Here is a 15,456-nt window from a genome sequence, read left to right as displayed (position 1 = left end):
AGAAGTTGTCGCTCAGCCGCCGGCGCGCAGCTTGTCGAGCGCCCGGTCGAGAAACGCCAGCCGGTCCTGTCCCCAGAAGCGCTCGCCGTTCAGGATGAACGTGGGCGCGCCGAACACGCCGGCTTCCACCGCGTCGGCGCTGTTGGCGCGATACACCGCCAGCACCTCGGCCGACTGCTCCAGCGCCTGCAGCGCCGCACCGTCGTAGCCGTTCTCGTCGGCGATCGCGATGCGCACCGCGGCCTGCGCCGTGTCGCGCTCCTCGGCCCACAGCGCGCGCAGCAGCGCGTGCGACAGCGGCTGCGCGTCCAGGCCCTGCAGCTGGGCGGCGATCACCATCCAGCCGGGGTACTTGTTCCAGTTCGGGTCGGTCGGCGCGCCCTTCGGGTAGTGCGCGGGCTCCAGGTTCATCGGCATGCCGAGGTAATCGCGCCAGCGCGACAGCTCCAGCGCGTGGTACGTGCGGCGCGGCTCGGGGCGCGTCTTCAGCGGAATGCCGCCGGTCTGCGGCACCACCGCCTGGAAGTCGTAGGGCTTGAGCGTGAGCTGCACATGGTGGCGGCGCACGATGTCTTGCAATTGCGGGCCGCCGAGGTAGGCCCAGGGCGAGGAAAGGCTGTAGTAGCAGTCGATGGCGATCATGCGGGGATTATCTTCAGCCCCCGGCCGGCGCGCCGCGCGCCACGGCCATACACCTCGCAACGCACCGCCTCGCGAACGCGGTGAAACTACGCCCCTTGCGCGTTGTGCACCGGCCGGGCCCTGCCCTTGCGATGCCACGCCGCCACTTTCTCGGGAGCCCTGATTTGCAGAAGAACACCCAAGCCAAGATTGCCCGCATTGCCCTGTCGGCCTCGGCCGCCGCCATCGGCAGTCTGGCCGCCTACTGGACCCTGCTCGCCACGCGCCAGGGCCACATTCTTTTCAACGCCCGCAAGCTGCCCGTGGTGCATCTGTCGGACGACTTCTCGACCTACTCGCACCCCGTGCCCGGCGGCATGGTGCGCGGCTACGTCTACCACCCGCAGGGCGAAGACGCGCTGCAGGACCTGTTCATCTACTTCGCCGGCCGCGGCGAAGACGTGCGCGCCACCGCGCAGATGCTGCACTGGCTGCCCGAGGGCTTCGGCTTTGCGGCCCTCAACTACCGGGGCGTGGCCGACTCGCAAGGCGCGCCGTCTGAAATTGCCTCCGTGGCCGACGCCGCGCAGTTCGCCAGCCACCTGCGCCGCGCCTTTCCGCAGGCGCGCCTGCACGTGGTGGGCCGCAGCCTGGGCACCGGCGTGGCCATCCAGCTCGTGGCGCGGCAGGAATTTGCGAGCCTGCAGCTCATCACCCCCTACGACTCGCTGCTCGAAGTCGCCAAGAAGCGCTTTCCGCTCGTGCCGCTGTCGCTGTTGCTGCGCCACCGCTTCAACTCCATCGAGCACAGCAAGGAAGTCGCCGCCAAGACCCAGGTGCTGCTCGCCGCGAAGGACGACGTGGTGCCGCACGAACGCTCCGAAAAACTCATCGCTGCCTGGCCCACGCCCGTGAGCGTGCAGACCGTGTCGAACTCGGACCACCACAACATCACCGGGCTCGAAGAGACGTGGTTGATGCTGGTGGACTTTGCGTTGACGGCGGTGTTGCCGGAGACGAAGGCGGCGTAGGCAGCGCAAGCGGCCAGGGCTTTCTCAAAGCTCCCGGCAATAGCTGCTGACGGGCTCCCGCGCCAACTCCCCCGCCAGCGCATCCCAAGCCCCCGACGCCACCGCGCCCGCAATGTGCGCCTGGTGGTGCGCCTGCGACGCCCACGATTCAACCAGCGTGAAAACGCAGTCGTTGTCGCTGCGCCCGAACAGCCGCACGCCCCGGCACCCATCCGCCGATGGCAGCGACTGCTTGACCTGGTTCATGAGTTCCGCGAACGCAGACGCGCGCTCGGGCTTGGCTTCGAAAGTGATGATGACGTTGATCGGGTCCATGGACATTTCTTCTTCGCGTTGGCTTGTGGATTCAATGAATGAAAAGAGAGAGCAGGCAGGTTAGCCAGCCCCCTCTCCCGCGCCTAGGCACGAAGCTGCGAAGAAATTGACCATGGCTGCGAAGGACGCAGGCGGCCACGCCGGGATCACCCAGGCATCACGCCGCCTGCATGCGCCGCACGTACTCCGCAGGCGTCGTCTCGAACCGTCTGCGAAACGCGCGGTTGAAATGCGCCGCGCTCTCGAACCCCACCTGGGCAGCCGCGTCGCCGGGGCGCAGCCCCGCGCCCAGCATCAGCGAGCGCGCCTCTTCCAGGCGCAGGTCGCGAATGCAGCGCATCGGCGTGACGCCGGCCACCTCGCGAAAGCTGTGCGCGAAGTGCGAGGGGCTCATGTGGACGTGGCTCGCGATCTCGGCCACCGACAGCGGCCGGCCCAGATGGCGGCGCATGAAGGCGATGGCCGTCTGTATGCGCGCGCCGGCCTTGGTGACGGCGCCCGCGCTGCGGATGGCGGCGGCGGCCTCGGAGCGCAGCAGCCGCAGCACGATTTCCTCGACGGCCAGCGGCGCGAGCGTGCGGCGGTCCACCGGGTCATCGGCCGCCAGCAGCAGGCGGGCGAAGGCCTCGACCACCTCCGGCCCCACCGGGGCCGTGAAGTGCTCGCGCACGCGGGCAGGCTCGGCCGGCAGCGCACCACCGCCTTCGGCCAGTGCGAGGACCGACTTGACCAGCACGTCGGGCGGCAGGTCCAGATGAATGGCCAGGTACGGCGCCGCGGCGCTCGCCCCGACGACCGTGCCGAGGCACGCGACCTCGGCCCCGAGCACCAGGCACTGAGTGGCGCCGTAGGCCAGCGAACGGCCGCCGCCGAGGTGCGCGGTCTTGCGGCCCTGCAAGACCACCACCACGCCCGGCGTGAGGCGCTGGGTTTTCTCGTAGCGGATCGGGTGCGAGAAGCGGTAGCAGCGCAGGCCCGGGTACAGCGCGTCGGTGCGGCCGTCCGCGGGGGTTCGCGCTGCGACCATGTCGCGCAGGCGGGTCCAGGCGGCGGAAATGAAGGTGGCCTCTTCGGGTTTGTTGTTGCTGCTGTCGTCGGCGGCAATGGGCGCAACTGGCATCGGCTTTGTCGTGGAGAAGAGAGAACGCTGGAAAGCGAACGGGATACGCAGCGTAGCCGGTCAGCGCGCGCCCGTGAGCATGCAGACCGTGTCGAACTCGGACCACCACAACATCACCGGGCTCGGAGAGACCTGGCTGTTGGATTCCGCCGATCTCTGACCCTAGATTTCCATTGAATACTGACCCACTCGCTTTGTGAGCCTGAAGGCTTCACGGTGTGGATAAGTGCTTGGTGTTCTCCTTTTGTGTGGATCTGCCGCAGATTGCGCCGCTGTTTCCGCGATTTGGTTGCCTCGATCGCGAGCCAGGTCGCGAGTTTCTCGGCATAGGGATCGAGCTTGCTTGAGCTCGTCCGCTTGGCGTAGCGCGGCATTTCTTCGCCGGCTCGCAGGTACTTCTTTACGGTGTTGCGAGACAGGCCTGTACGCCTGGCTATCTCGCGGATGGACATCTGCTCTCGCAGGGCCCAGCGTCTGATGACACTCAATGTCGCCACGTCTATCACTCCTAGGATCCCCTGCTTTAAAAATGAGCAGGGTAGGGTTTTACGTGGGTCAGTCTTAGACGGAAATTACTGCTCTAACCGGGTCAATTTTCGGCGGCAATCAACAAGCGTAAACGAACGACAGGTGGGCCCGAGCAATTTCTCATCCCTCGCCTCTAATTATTGCTTCTTGAGCAAGTATCTAATTCAGAAAACCCCATTTATCCGCAAAGGTAACCGCAAGACACTCCTCCTCATCCCAGAAGGAGTGCTCCCATGCCAATCGCCTTACTCGCGCTGACCCTCAGCGCCTTCGCCATCGGAACGACCGAGTTCGTCATCGTTGGCCTCATTCCCACCGTCGCGGCCGACCTCGGCATCGGCCTTCCCTCGGCGGGCCTGCTGGTCAGCCTCTATGCGCTGGGCGTTGCCATTGGCGCGCCGGTGCTCACCGCCCTCACGGGCAAGCTGCCGCGCAAGGCCCTGCTGCTCGGGCTGATGGCGCTGTTCACGGTCGGCAACCTGCTGGCGTGGCAGGCGCCCAGCTATGAATCGCTGATTGCCGCCCGCGTGCTCACGGGGCTGGCGCACGGGGTGTTCTTCTCGATCGGCTCGACGATTGCCACCGGCCTGGTGCCGAAGGAAAAGGCGGCGAGCGCCATCGCGATCATGTTCACGGGCCTCACGGTGGCGCTGGTCACGGGCGTGCCGCTGGGCACGTTCATCGGGCAGCACTTCGGCTGGCGCGAGACTTTCCTGGCGGTGTCGACGCTGGGCGTGGTCGCCTTCATCGGCAGCTGGATCTTCGTGCCGGGCAACATCCGCCACACGCCGCCGGCCTCGCTGGCGCAACAGGCCAAGGTGCTGGCCGAACCGCGCCTGCTGCTGGTGTATGCCAAGACGGCCATCGGCTACGGCGGCTCGTTCATTCCGTTCACGTTCCTGGCGCCGATCCTCACGGATGTGTCGGGCTTCAGCGCCGGCGCGGTGGGCTGGGTGATGCTGGTCTACGGCATCTCGGTGGCGGTGGGCAACATCTGGGGCGGCAAGCTGGCCGACCGCATGGGCCCGATTCCGGCGCTGAAGATCATCTTTGCGCTGCTGGCGGCCGTGCTGCTGGTCTTCAATTTCGCGGCGCCGCACAAGTGGCTGGCGCTGGTGGCGGTGCTGATGTGGGGCGCGGTGGCGTTCGGCAACGTGCCGGGGCTGCAGGTGTACGTGGTGAAGCAGGCCGAGCGCTTCACGCCGCAGGCGGTGGACGTGGCCTCGGGCCTGAACATCGCGGCCTTCAACCTGGGCATTGCCGGCGCGGCCTGGGCCGGCGGCCTGATCGTGACGCACCTCGGGCTGATGCACACGCCCTGGATCGGCGCACTCGTCGTGCTGGTGTCGCTGGCCCTCACGCAATGGAGCGGCTCGCTCGACCGCCGTGCCGGCATTCCGGTGCGCGCCTCGGGGCCGGTGCCGGTCGGGCACTGAGCCTTCCTCTCCTCTCTTCTTTTTCTTTCTTTGAACACAAGGAACACACAAGCCATGACCACGAACATCCACACCCCCATTCCCGCCTTCGGCCTCGGCACCTTCCGCCTGCAGGGCCAGGTGGTGATCGACTCGGTGAAGAACGGCCTCGACCTGGGCTACCGCACGATCGACACGGCGCAGATCTACGGCAACGAAGCCGAGGTGGGCCAGGCCATTGCCGAAAGCGGCGTGGCCCGCAACGAGCTGTTCATCACCACCAAGATCTGGACCGACCACTACGCGAAGAGCAAGCTGGTGCCCAGCCTGAAAGACAGCCTCGCCAAGCTGCGCACAGACCATGTGGACCTCACGCTGATCCACTGGCCCTCGCCCGGCAACGCGGTGCCGGTGGCGGAGTTCATGGGCGCGCTGGCCGAGGCCAAGGCGCTGGGGCTCACGAAGCAGATCGGCGTGTCGAACTTCAACATCGCGCTGATGCAGGAGGCCATTGCCGCCGTGGGCGCGCCGGCCATCGCCACGAACCAGATCGAGCTGCACCCCTACCTGCAGAACCGCAAGGTGGCGGCCTTCGCGCAGAGCCAGGGCATCCGCATCACGTCGTACATGACGCTGGCCTACGGCAAGGTGCTGAACGACCCGGTGATCGGCGCGATTGCCACGGCGCACGGCGCCACGCCCGCGCAGGTGGTGCTGGCCTGGGCGATGCAGCTGGGCTACGCGGTGATTCCGTCGTCGACGAAGCGCGCGAACCTCGAAAGCAACCTGAAGGCGCAGCAACTCACGCTGACCGAGGCCGAGATGGCGCAGATCGCCGCGCTCGACCGCGGCGAGCGGCTGACCGATCCGCAAGGGCTGTCGCCGGCGTGGGATTGATCACCCCGGCCATTCCCGGCCGCTTTTGTGCGACCGCATTCGCGGGTCGCGCGTGCGCCGATGACGCGCTCCCAACCGGTTGACGATAGACAACAGTGTTAGCGCGCTCGCCCACATACAACGCCCCGTCATCAAACGGGAGCGTATCGAATGGAGCGAAAGATTCTTGTGGTTGGAGACCCACCAGTCCCTGGTGGTCGAATCCTTCCCTACAGCGGACCCATGTTCGACCTGCACGGGCATCGGGTCGCCCTGATCGGCGGCAGGGCCTATTGCGAGGGCTGCAACAGCGTCGGCATCATTGCCAAGGCCGGAGGGCCGCGGCGCCCTCGATTCATCTCGGAGGCTGCGCTGGAAGGAGACGTGGTGGTCTGCCACTGTCCGGTGCCGCAGCCGCTGGTTGCCACACTTCAGCACACATCGACCTGCGACGACGGGGCTTGGCAGGCTGCTACGGCGCAGACGAATCTGGCGGCATCGGCGATGACGGCAGTCACCGGGCCTTCAGCGGAGATGGCAGCCCTGAAGCAGGCGGTGGACGAAGGCGTCACGCATCCACCCGAAGCGGAGCAGACCGAAAGAATCTGCCCGAACATGACGAACAAGGAGTTCGCCGCCTTGGTGATGAAGCTGCGCGACATGGCGGTCGACTACATCGCGAAAAAGCGGCTCCCTGAACTGGAGCGATGGGACAAGGGGGCCCAGGCCCGGGTGAGCGAATGGTTTGGCGTGGCCGATCAAGGCATCCGCGCACATCTGCAGAAAGGCCTGTCCGCATGCATCCGTGTGCTTCAAGGCATGGAAGCGAAAAACTTCATTCGATACACGGAAGACGGCAAAGTGGCGCCCTGCGTTCTGCCCAGTGCAAACGGCGCCGCCGCGGCAGTCTGCAAGCCGGACACGGGCACCCACACCGTGGCGATTGCGCTTGTCTTCTGCAACTTCAGGTTCGACAACAAGACCAACTTCGACACAGGTGCAGTGCTGGACGGTGACTCGCGATTGCTGACGCTGATCCATGAGGTCACCCACTTCGACGACACCTTTGGCTCGGACGACACCTGGTACGGAACCTCGAACTCCAGAGAGCATGCGAAGGAATTCAAGTCCCGGCTGAATGCAGACAGCCTCGCGGCCTATATTCTTGGCGTTACCCGCTAAGGCACACCGTGATCAGGCATCTGAAATCTCTGAGGGGCGTTGCTATCGCTCTGGCAACACTCGGGCCGACCGCCGTGCTCGCATGCAGTCCCATCAAGGTCTTCTACGTGTACTTCGACCGAGACTCCGCGGCCGTATCGGCCGATCAAGTGCTGCGGCTTGGCAGCTGGGTGACAGAGCTTCGAATGCGCTATCCCAACCACGAGGCGATCTATGTCGGAGCCTCGGTCGAGCCCGAGGAGCATGACCATCGCCCTCACGGGCTGGGTTTGGAACGAGGTCGCAACGTGGCCCGCGTGCTTCGGGAGAACCTGCAATTCACCGCCAGGATCGATCTTCCGAAAACCAGCCACGTTGTCGGCCGTGAGCCGTCTGCGAACAAGTCGGTAGAGAACCAGCGGGCCCTCGGCGTTCAGCTCGACTTCTTGCCGGCCTGTCCGCATGAATGCACCTGCCAGATGGGTGACCCGCTCTACAAGGCACCGGCTCCGCGGCGCTCGACCGGGGCGAGCGGCTGAGGTCCGAAAACAGAAATGACGCCGCGCGGCAGAATGCAGTGACCCCTCGGGGCGCCCCTACGGGCGCCCTTTTTCTTCTGCTTCTTTTCGCTTGCCAGCCATGACCGACCTTCACACCCGCATCTCCGACAGCTTCAACGCACAGGGCCTGATGGCCACGCTCGGCGCGCGGCTGGTGCATGTGGGCGACGGCGAGGTGCACATCGAGATGCCGTTTTCACAAGCGCTGTCGCAGCAGCGCGGCTATGTGCATGCGGGCGCGGTGACGAGCATCGTCGACAGCGCCTGCGGCTACGCGGGGCTCACGAAGGCGCAGCAGGGCTGCGACGTGGTGACGGCGGAGTTCAAGATCAACTTCATGCGGCCCGCGCTGGGCGAGCGCTTCCTGGCGGTGGGCCGCGTGCAAAGCTCGGGCAAGCTGCTCGCGGTGTGCACGGGCGAAGTGCGTGCCTTCGCGAAGGCGGGCGACACCGACTACAAGGTGGTGGCGATGATGCAGGCGACCATCGTGAACGTGCCGCAGTGAGCGGACGGCACCCCGCTTCGCGCGGCTAGCAGCGCGGCGTGGTGGCTTCGCTCTGTTCTTGCTGTTCTTGCTGTTGTTGCTGCTGCTTCTGCTGCTCGGCGATCACCGCGCGGCACAGGGCCTGCAGTTCGGTCGCGACGATGTCGGGCGCCTTGCGCAGCTCGGCAATGTCGCGCTCGCCGACGCAGTGGCCTTCGAGGCGCACATAGATGCGAGTGAAGTTGCCCCCGAGCGCGCGGGCAATGTCGCGCAGGCAATCGGCCACGCTGGCAAAGCCGGTGTGGCTGTACGAGCTGGGCGGGATCACGCCCTTGGAGCGCGGCGCGCGCACGGAATACAGGTACGACGCGCCTTCAGACCGCAGCTCCACCACGGGCTGCAGACCGCGCTGAACGTCGTTGCTTCCTTGCTTTCCTTGCATGGGGCGGAGTGTAAATCTGGCGAAGGCAGAATCTGCCGACCAGGCCGAAGGCCGCTTCGCGAGGGGTGGCTCTTCTTCATTCTTGTCACGGCGACGCGCTCGCATTGCAGCCGCCATTCACACTTTGATCCATGGCCAATCGCTCTTACCTCTACAGCCTCACCAACCGGCCCACGGCGTACACGGACCGACCCGAAACCATCTCGGGCCTGTCCGAATGGAACTACGACATTCCGTTCATGTACCGGCTGCTGATGTCGGGCGATCCGCAGCTGTGCGCGTCGCTGATTTCCGACGGACTCGACAGCGACAAGGGGGATGAGAAGGTCAGGCTGTACGCGATCAGCGGCCGCTTCGAGCCGGGCTTTGCGCGGGTGAAGCGGCTCATCGACATCATGCGGTACCTGGCGGCGCAGGCGCCGGTGCCTGCGCCCGCGCCCGCTGCCCCGTCCGTCGTGGCCGCGCCGAAGGCCACGTCGTTCGTCGACCGGCTCAAGGGCTGGTTCTCGCCATCCGCCGCACCGAAGGCACCGCCTGCGGCTGCCGCGCGCGCAGCGGCCACACCCGCGACGGGCTCGACGCAGCTGCCGGGCTGGCTGGACGAGACCCTGGCGTTTCTCGAAGCCCACCGCAACGAGCACCTGCTGCTGGAGACGGTCGAGCTCGACACGATGACCGAATCGGAAGAGGCTCCGCTGCGGGCCTGCGTCGAGAAGGAGCTCGCGCGCTGCCAGCAGGCCGGCGCCGCGCTCGATGCGCTGCCGCAAGACATCGCGGCGGCGGCGCAGGTGCTGCGCGAAGCCGGTGCGAAAAAACAGGCGGCCCCGCTCGATGCGTTCTTCGGGCTGCGCTTCGACGACGACTGCGACAGCACGCGCAGCCGCGCCACGGAATATCCGCTGGGGCTGCAGTGGTACGACGTGCTGTACTTCGGCCTGCTCAACCGCGCCGAGTTCGAAGCCGCGACGCGCGGCGACGCTGCCGCTGCGTAGCGCTTCAGTCGCCGCGTCGCGGCTCGGCCCACGCCGAGAGGATGCGCACGGCTTCGGCGTCCATCTTCTGTTCGGCCGGCTGTGCACGCGCGGCCAGCGGTGCGCCGGCTTCGGTGCGCAGCACGTCGACGTCGATGGGGTGGCGCGCCGCCACGGTCACGCCTTTGAAGGCTTCACCCGACTGCGCGAGCGTGGCCGCGTAGTACAGCTGGCCGATGCCCGCGATGTGCATGGCCGCCACGCACATGGCGCAGGGCTCGCACGAGGTGTAGAGCTCGCAGCCCGACAGGTCGACGGTGCCCAGCCGGCGGCAGGCATCGCGAATGGCCTCGACCTCGCCGTGCGAGGTGGGGTCGTGGTGCGCGACGGAGTGGTTGAAGCCCTCGCCCACCACCTCGCCGTTCTTGACGACGACGGCGCCGAAGGGCTCGGTGCCGGGCTCCTGGAGCGCCCGGGCCGAAAGGGCCAGGGCGCGCTGCATGAAGTGTTCTTGGTACATGGGTCGGATCTCCTGGGTGCTCAGAAGGTGTGAATGAATCCGGCGTGGCCGAGCAGCCCGCCCAGGCGCGTCCCATCAAGGCGCAAAGCGCAGCCATAGCTTGGGCTATGGCGAGCATTTGCAACGCCGAGGGGGCGCGTCTGGGCGGGATGAGCGGACATGGCGGGTTCGTTCACACCTTCTTAAGCCTTGCGGGCCTGCTCGATGGGGGACGGCGCGGATGCAGTCTGCGCGCCGAACAGGCCGGCGGTGGCACTGGCGTAGCGGCGCGGGTCGAAGCGCAGCACGGCGGGCAGCAGCAGCACGGTGACGGCGGCCAGGTAGGCCCAGGCCATGGTGAAGCCGCCGGTCTGCTCGCGCACCCAGCCGGTGACGAAGGGCGCGAGCGCCGCGATCATGAAGCCCACGCCCTGCATGAAGCCCGCGAGCGCGCCGGCCTGCGCGGGGTCGGGCCGGTGGTCGAGCGCGAGCACCATGCACAGCGAGAACGCACCGCCCAGGCCGGCGCCGAGCACGACGGCGATGACGGCCGCCGGCACGGGCAGCGCGAGCCCGAGCGCCGCAAAGCCCGCCAGCTGCGCCAGCAGCGCACCGACCAGCCAGCGCCGCAGGTCGCGCTGGCCGCCGCGCCGCGCGAGCGCCGGCAAGGTGAGCGCGCCGACGACCTGCGCCAGCGTCATGAGCGCGAGCACGGCGCCGCCCTGCTGCGCCGTCCAGCCGCGCTCGGCATGGAAGTAATGCGGCAGCCACGCGACGAGGCTGGTGTAGCCGCCGTTGATGAGGCCGAAGCACAGCGCCAGCAGCCACGCGCGGCGGTGGCCGAAGCAGCGCAGCCAGGCGCGGTCGAGCGAGGGGTCGGCGGCGCGCACGGATGACGACGCAGACGGCAGCTGCCGCGCACCGCGCAGCCACGCCGCCAGCGCCACCACCGCGAGCACCGCCCACATGGCGAGGCCGGCGTGCCAGTCGAGTTGCGCATCGCCGCCCACGGCGCGCGCGAGCCACGGGCTGGCCATGGCGCCGAGCCCGCCGCCGCCCATGATGGCGGCCGAGTAGAGCCCGGTCATGAGGCCCAGCCGCGCGGGGTAGGCCTGCTTGACCACGCCGGGCATGAGCGCCTGCACCAGCCCCACGCCCGCGCCCGCGAGCGCGGCGCTCCACAGCAGCGCCGCGGCGCCGCCCGCCACGTAGCGGCCGGCGCAGGCCAGCGCGATGGCGCCGAGCCCGAGCGCGATGCCGCCGCGCGCGCCCAGGCGCTGGCCCACGGCCGCGCCCGACAACGACACGGCGCCCATCGCGAACATCGGCAGCACGGTGAGCAGCGCGACGGCGTGGAAGCCGATGCCGGTGGCGGCGCGGATCGGTTCGAGCAAGGGGCTGCTCGACGTGAGAAAGGCGCGCAGGTTGAGCGCCACCAGCACGACCACGCAGGCGAAGAAGACCGGGCCCGCGCCGGTGCGCGAGCTGTCGGATGCAGGGCGTGCGGCGCGGCTCACGCGGGCACGGCGCCGGGCACAAGCGTGCCGTGGCGCGCGACCACGCGGCCGCCCGACACCACGAGCTTGCGCACGGGGCGGCCCACCACGGCCTGCGCGGGCGTTTGCGCGTCGACCAGCACGAGGTCGGCGCGACAGCCCACGTCGAGCCCGTAGGCCGCGAAGCCGCAGCCGCGCGCGCCGGAATGGGTGACGGTGTCGAGTGCCACGTCGAGCTCGTCGTCGCGGCGCAGGTTGTAGCGCAGGCCGATGAGCATGGCGCGCTCGAGCATGTCGGGGTTGCCGTAGGGCGACCAGGTGTCGCGGATGCCGTCGTTGCCGCCGAGCACGGTGACGCCGGCCGCGCGGCACGCCATGAGCGGCGGCACGTTGCGCGAAGCCGGCGCGCTGGTGATCAGCACCACGCCCAGCTTCGCCATGCGCGCGAGCAGCACGTCGCGCTCGCGTTCGCTCACGTCGCCCAGGCAGAAGCCGTGGCTGATCGCGACCTGGCCCTGCATGCCGAGCGCCTCGGTGCGCTGCAGGATCAGCTCGAGCGAGAAGGCGCCCATGGCGCCGGGCTCGTGCAGGTGGATGTCGACGGGGCGCTGGTGCTTGTGGGCGATGCCGAACAGCACGTCGAGCGACTTCACGGGGTCGCCGTCGATGGCGCAGGGGTCGAGGCCGCCGAGCACGTCGGCGCCCAGGGCCAGCGACTGGTCGAGCAGCTCGGCCGTGCCGGCACGCCCGAGCAGGCCCGACTGCGGAAACGCGACGACCTGGATCTGCTGCACCTCGCGCAACGTCTCGCGCGTGCGCAGCGTGCCTTCGAGGTGGCGCAGGCCGGCCTGGGTGTCGACGTCGACGTGCGTGCGCAGGCGCGTGGTGCCGAGCGCGAGGAAGGCCTTGGCCAGCACCAGCGACTGCGCGGCGGCGTCGTGCCCGCTGGCGTGGCGGAAGGCGCGCTCGTTCTCGATCTTGTCGGTGAGGTTCGTGCCGACCTCGTTGCGGTACCAGTCCATGCCCCACATCGTCTTGTCGAGGTGGGTGTGGCCTTCGACGAGGCCGGGCAGCAGCAAGGCGCCCTCGCCATCTTCGACGGTGGCGCCGGCCGGTGCGGCCAGCGCCGCGCCGATCTCGGCAATGCGGCCGTCGTGCACGCGCACGTCGACAGGAGACGCACCCAGGGGGCGCACGTTGCGGATCAGGAGCTGCGAGGTCATTCGATTTCGTTCGTGGGTCAGGGGCAAGAGAAGACCGGTCAGGCGGGTTGCGCCGCCACGGTGCGCGGCAGCACGCGCGGCGTGACGAGCGCCACCGCCACGAAAACCAGCGCGTTGACCGCCAGCGCCACCAGCCCGGTGTTGAGCGACTTGAAGACCACGGGCGCCGCCGGGAACAGCGTGCCCAGGTTCGCGCCGGTGGTCATCGTGAAGGCCAGCACCGCACCGCCCGCGAGGATGCCCGCAAAGGCGGCGTGCTTGCTGCCGAAGGGTTTCTTCATGAGGCTGAACAGCAGCGAGGGCAGCAGCTGCGTGAGCAGGCTCGACGCGAAGATGGCCACGGCCACGATGGTGGTGCCGCCGCGCAGCACAAAGTACACGGCCACCAGCGCGAACAGGGGCAGCACGCCGCGTGCCACGCGCGAGACCTGCTTGTCGGTGGCATGGGGCGCGAAGCCTTCCTTGTAGACGTTCTTGCCGATCACCGTGGAAGCGGTGAGCAAGATCATCGATCCCGGCACCAGCGCGGTGAGCACGCCCGTGCCGCCGATCACGCCCACGAACCACGGGTCGAAGGTGTGCTTCACGAGGCCGAACAGGGCCAGGTCGACCTCGGAGCCCTTGAGCCCCGGCACCTGCAGGATGGCCGCGAAGCCCACCAGGAACAGGAAGGCGATGACCACCTGGTACAGCGGCATCAGGATGGTGTTGCGGCGCACCGCGCTCGCGCTGCGGGCGGCGTACACCGAAGTCAGGTTGAACGGGTACAGGTAGTAGCCCAGCGCCGTGAGCAGGATGGTCGAGTTGTACCAGGTGAGGTTCAGGCCCTCCTTCGGAAACTCGAAGAAGCTGGGGTTGGCCGCGTGGATGGCGCTGAACATCGGCGTGACGCCGCCGTAGTAGTGCCACGGCAGGTACACGCCCAGGAACACGGCGAGCACGAGGATCAGGATGTCCTTCACGATGGCGATGCTGGCCGAGCCGTGGATGCCCGAGAACAGGATGTAGCTGACCATCACGAGCGTGCCGATCCAGATCGCCACCTGCGGCGCGATGGAGCCGTACGAGGCCTCCGACACGATGATGCCCAGCCCGCGCAGCTGGATGGTGAGCAGCGCCACCATGCCCATGAGCGCGACCACCGACACCAGCACGCCGAGCGGGCGGCTGTCGTACTTGTGGGCGAAGAAGTCGGAGAACGACACCAGCTTGTGCGCGGTGGCGTAGCGCCAGATGGCGGGCAGCATCCAGAAGGCCATGAGGTAGGCCAGGCCGCCGTAGGCCAGGATGTAGAAGGCCGGCGAGCCCTTGCTGTACGACCAGCCGCTGGCGCCCAGGAAGGTGAAGGTCGAGAACGACTCGCCCGCCATGAGCAGGAACACCATGATCGTGCCCAGCCCGCGCCCGCCCAGCGCCCATTGCTCCAGGCTCATGGTGCGCCCGCGCCGCGCGAGCACGGCCAGGCCGAGGGCACCGGCCACGAAGAGCGCGATCACGCCGAGTGCGGCGTTCATCGCGCGTCTCCTGCGGCCTTGGCAGCCTGTGCGTCCTGCGCGTCGAGGTCGCCTTCGGCGCGGTCGATCACCACCATGACCAGCGAGGTCAGCACCAGCCAGCTCACGTTCCAGACCATCAGGAAGGGCATGCCGAGCACGAAGGTGGGCGCGACGGACGACAGCCATCCCCCGCTGAAGAAGGCGGCGACCGGCAGCAGGGCCAGCCATTTGGCGAGTTTCATGGGATGTCTCTGTGTGTTCGGGTGGTTGGAAATTCGATCTTCTTTTGGTTAACCATCTTAAATATTTTGGTTAACCAAACGGCGCGAATGGTACGGAGCCAGGCGGGCCGCGTCAATCCGGGGGCTTTCCCGGAGGTGGCGGGGTGCAGGCAATAATCCGCAGGCCCATGCCTGCCGCCACCCGCCGATCCGCCGCGCCCGCCCCTTCGACCGAACCCATCGAGTCCGCTGACGACGCGAACGTGGACGAGCGCGTCTACGCCGCCGTGTCCAAGGCGCTGCTCAGCGGCAAGCTGCGCCCCGGCACGCCGCTGCGCGAGCGCGCGCTGGCCGAGGCGCTGGGCTGCACGCGCGGCGCGGTGCGCAAGGTGCTGGCGCGGCTGGGCTCCGAGAAGCGGCTGGTGCTGGAGCACAACCGCGGCGCCTTCGTGCCCAACCCGTCGATCGACGACATGCGCGGCATCTACCGCGCGCGCCGCATCGTGGAAGCCGGGCTGGTCGCCACGCTGTTCGGCCGGCTGGCGCGCGAGCAGGTGGCCGCGCTGCGCAAGCACGTGCAGGCGGAGCAGAAGGCGTTCAAGGAAGGCCGGCGCGAGGACGCGATCCGCCTGGCCGGCGACTTCCACCTGCTGCTGGCGCAGATGGCGGGCAGCGACGAGCTGCTGTCGTACATCCGGCGGCTGATTGCGAACACCGAGCTGTACAAGGCGCTGTACGACTCGGCCGAGGCCGCGAGCTGCGCGCCGCGCGAACACGAACAGATCATCGAAGCGCTCATGGGCGACTCGCTCGACGCCGCGCTGGCCGTGGCGCTGGAACACCTGGACGAGCTGGAGCAGCGCGTGATCGCAGGGGCGGCGGCGGAGCAGGAAGTGGACTTGGCGGCGCTGCTGAACGGCAGTGCCCCGGCGCGAAGCCACGGCCACGATCACTAAGGCTTTCGCGCCCACATTTCGTCCGTCAGCGAAGTGTCGAG

17 protein-coding genes and 1 pseudogene are annotated in these 15,456 nt (G+C 68.1%); 8 read left to right on the top strand and 10 right to left on the bottom strand.

The genetic code is table 11. The features are described 5' to 3' along the window. Window positions 1–12 precede the first annotated feature (12 nt). Entirely contained in the window at window positions 13–642 is a 630-nt protein-coding gene (locus tag AC57B8_RS14595; protein ID WP_070060143.1) for a 2-hydroxychromene-2-carboxylate isomerase, read from the bottom strand. 164 nt (window positions 643–806) lie between these two features. Between AC57B8_RS14595 and AC57B8_RS14590 the strand changes: the two genes are divergently transcribed. Beyond that, complete coding sequence (locus AC57B8_RS14590) at window positions 807–1,652, top strand: alpha/beta hydrolase (RefSeq protein WP_235944225.1); 846 nt, start codon at window positions 807–809, stop codon at window positions 1,650–1,652. A gap of 24 nt (window positions 1,653–1,676) precedes the next feature. Here the strand turns inward: AC57B8_RS14590 and AC57B8_RS14585 are convergent, their stop codons facing one another. From AC57B8_RS14585 to AC57B8_RS14575, 3 genes and pseudogenes are all read right to left on the bottom strand, one after another. Then, entirely contained in the window at window positions 1,677–1,967 is a 291-nt protein-coding gene (locus AC57B8_RS14585; protein WP_095948325.1) for a putative quinol monooxygenase, read from the bottom strand. A gap of 157 nt (window positions 1,968–2,124) precedes the next feature. Beyond that, a complete protein-coding gene (locus tag AC57B8_RS14580; protein WP_496479989.1) occupies window positions 2,125–3,087 on the bottom strand; it encodes an AraC family transcriptional regulator in 963 nt (320 codons plus the stop codon). Between the two features lie 248 nt (window positions 3,088–3,335). Beyond that, window positions 3,336–3,593: pseudogene (locus AC57B8_RS14575) on the bottom strand (helix-turn-helix domain-containing protein); the annotation flags it as partial. A 255-nt stretch (window positions 3,594–3,848) separates the two neighbouring features. Here AC57B8_RS14575 and AC57B8_RS14570 point away from each other — a divergent pair. The 5 genes from AC57B8_RS14570 to AC57B8_RS14550 all read left to right on the top strand — a co-directional run bounded on the left by AC57B8_RS14570 (window position 3,849) and on the right by AC57B8_RS14550 (window position 8,132). Then, window positions 3,849–5,051, top strand: coding sequence for an MFS transporter (locus tag AC57B8_RS14570; RefSeq protein ID WP_496479988.1), 1,203 nt, complete (start codon window positions 3,849–3,851; stop codon window positions 5,049–5,051). Window positions 5,052–5,105: 54 nt separating this feature from the next. After that, window positions 5,106–5,927 (top strand): 2,5-didehydrogluconate reductase DkgB, encoded by an 822-nt coding sequence (dkgB, locus tag AC57B8_RS14565; protein ID WP_496479987.1) that lies wholly within the window; start codon window positions 5,106–5,108, stop codon window positions 5,925–5,927. 222 nt (window positions 5,928–6,149) lie between these two features. Then, the gene (locus AC57B8_RS14560; RefSeq protein ID WP_496479986.1) at window positions 6,150–7,088 is read left to right on the top strand and encodes a M35 family metalloendopeptidase; all 939 of its coding nucleotides are present in this window, start codon (window positions 6,150–6,152) and stop codon (window positions 7,086–7,088) included. An 8-nt stretch (window positions 7,089–7,096) separates the two neighbouring features. Further along, the gene (locus AC57B8_RS14555) at window positions 7,097–7,606 is read left to right on the top strand and encodes a hypothetical protein (RefSeq protein WP_496479985.1); all 510 of its coding nucleotides are present in this window, start codon (window positions 7,097–7,099) and stop codon (window positions 7,604–7,606) included. Between the two features lie 100 nt (window positions 7,607–7,706). Next, complete coding sequence (locus AC57B8_RS14550; protein ID WP_496479984.1) at window positions 7,707–8,132, top strand: PaaI family thioesterase; 426 nt, start codon at window positions 7,707–7,709, stop codon at window positions 8,130–8,132. A 25-nt stretch (window positions 8,133–8,157) separates the two neighbouring features. Here the strand turns inward: AC57B8_RS14550 and AC57B8_RS14545 are convergent, their stop codons facing one another. Then, entirely contained in the window at window positions 8,158–8,553 is a 396-nt protein-coding gene (locus tag AC57B8_RS14545; RefSeq protein ID WP_496479983.1) for a hypothetical protein, read from the bottom strand. Between the two features lie 131 nt (window positions 8,554–8,684). Between AC57B8_RS14545 and AC57B8_RS14540 the strand changes: the two genes are divergently transcribed. Then, window positions 8,685–9,545 carry a DUF7822 domain-containing protein gene (locus tag AC57B8_RS14540; RefSeq protein ID WP_496479982.1) on the top strand — a complete coding sequence of 287 codons (861 nt, stop codon included), beginning with the start codon at window positions 8,685–8,687 and terminating at the stop codon, window positions 9,543–9,545. A gap of 4 nt (window positions 9,546–9,549) precedes the next feature. Here AC57B8_RS14540 and AC57B8_RS14535 read toward each other — a convergent pair whose 3' ends face one another. The 5 genes from AC57B8_RS14535 to AC57B8_RS14515 all read right to left on the bottom strand — a co-directional run bounded on the left by AC57B8_RS14535 (window position 9,550) and on the right by AC57B8_RS14515 (window position 14,480). Continuing rightward, window positions 9,550–10,044 carry a deaminase gene (locus AC57B8_RS14535; RefSeq protein ID WP_492741050.1) on the bottom strand — a complete coding sequence of 165 codons (495 nt, stop codon included), beginning with the start codon at window positions 10,042–10,044 and terminating at the stop codon, window positions 9,550–9,552. Between the two features lie 182 nt (window positions 10,045–10,226). After that, window positions 10,227–11,540, bottom strand: a complete 1,314-nt coding sequence (locus tag AC57B8_RS14530) for a cyanate transporter (RefSeq protein ID WP_496479981.1) — start codon at window positions 11,538–11,540, stop codon at window positions 10,227–10,229. Then, complete coding sequence (locus AC57B8_RS14525) at window positions 11,537–12,742, bottom strand: amidohydrolase family protein (RefSeq protein WP_496479980.1); 1,206 nt, start codon at window positions 12,740–12,742, stop codon at window positions 11,537–11,539. The genes AC57B8_RS14530 and AC57B8_RS14525 overlap by 4 nt, the downstream gene beginning before the upstream one ends. 38 nt (window positions 12,743–12,780) lie before the next feature. Next, a complete protein-coding gene (locus tag AC57B8_RS14520) occupies window positions 12,781–14,256 on the bottom strand; it encodes a sodium:solute symporter family protein (protein WP_095948149.1) in 1,476 nt (491 codons plus the stop codon). Then, window positions 14,253–14,480 (bottom strand): DUF3311 domain-containing protein, encoded by a 228-nt coding sequence (locus tag AC57B8_RS14515; protein ID WP_307695628.1) that lies wholly within the window; start codon window positions 14,478–14,480, stop codon window positions 14,253–14,255. Before AC57B8_RS14515 ends, AC57B8_RS14520 begins: the two co-directional genes overlap by 4 nt. A 167-nt stretch (window positions 14,481–14,647) precedes the next feature. Here AC57B8_RS14515 and AC57B8_RS14510 point away from each other — a divergent pair, with 167 nt between their 5' ends. Beyond that, entirely contained in the window at window positions 14,648–15,415 is a 768-nt protein-coding gene (locus tag AC57B8_RS14510) for an FCD domain-containing protein (RefSeq protein ID WP_495269155.1), read from the top strand. Window positions 15,416–15,456: the final 41 nt, after the last annotated feature.

This window comes from Variovorax sp. BGA-UO-ETr-C22, assembly GCF_059567965.1.
Note: the sequence above shows the minus strand (reverse complement) of the source record. Positions and strands in the feature narration are given on the sequence as shown.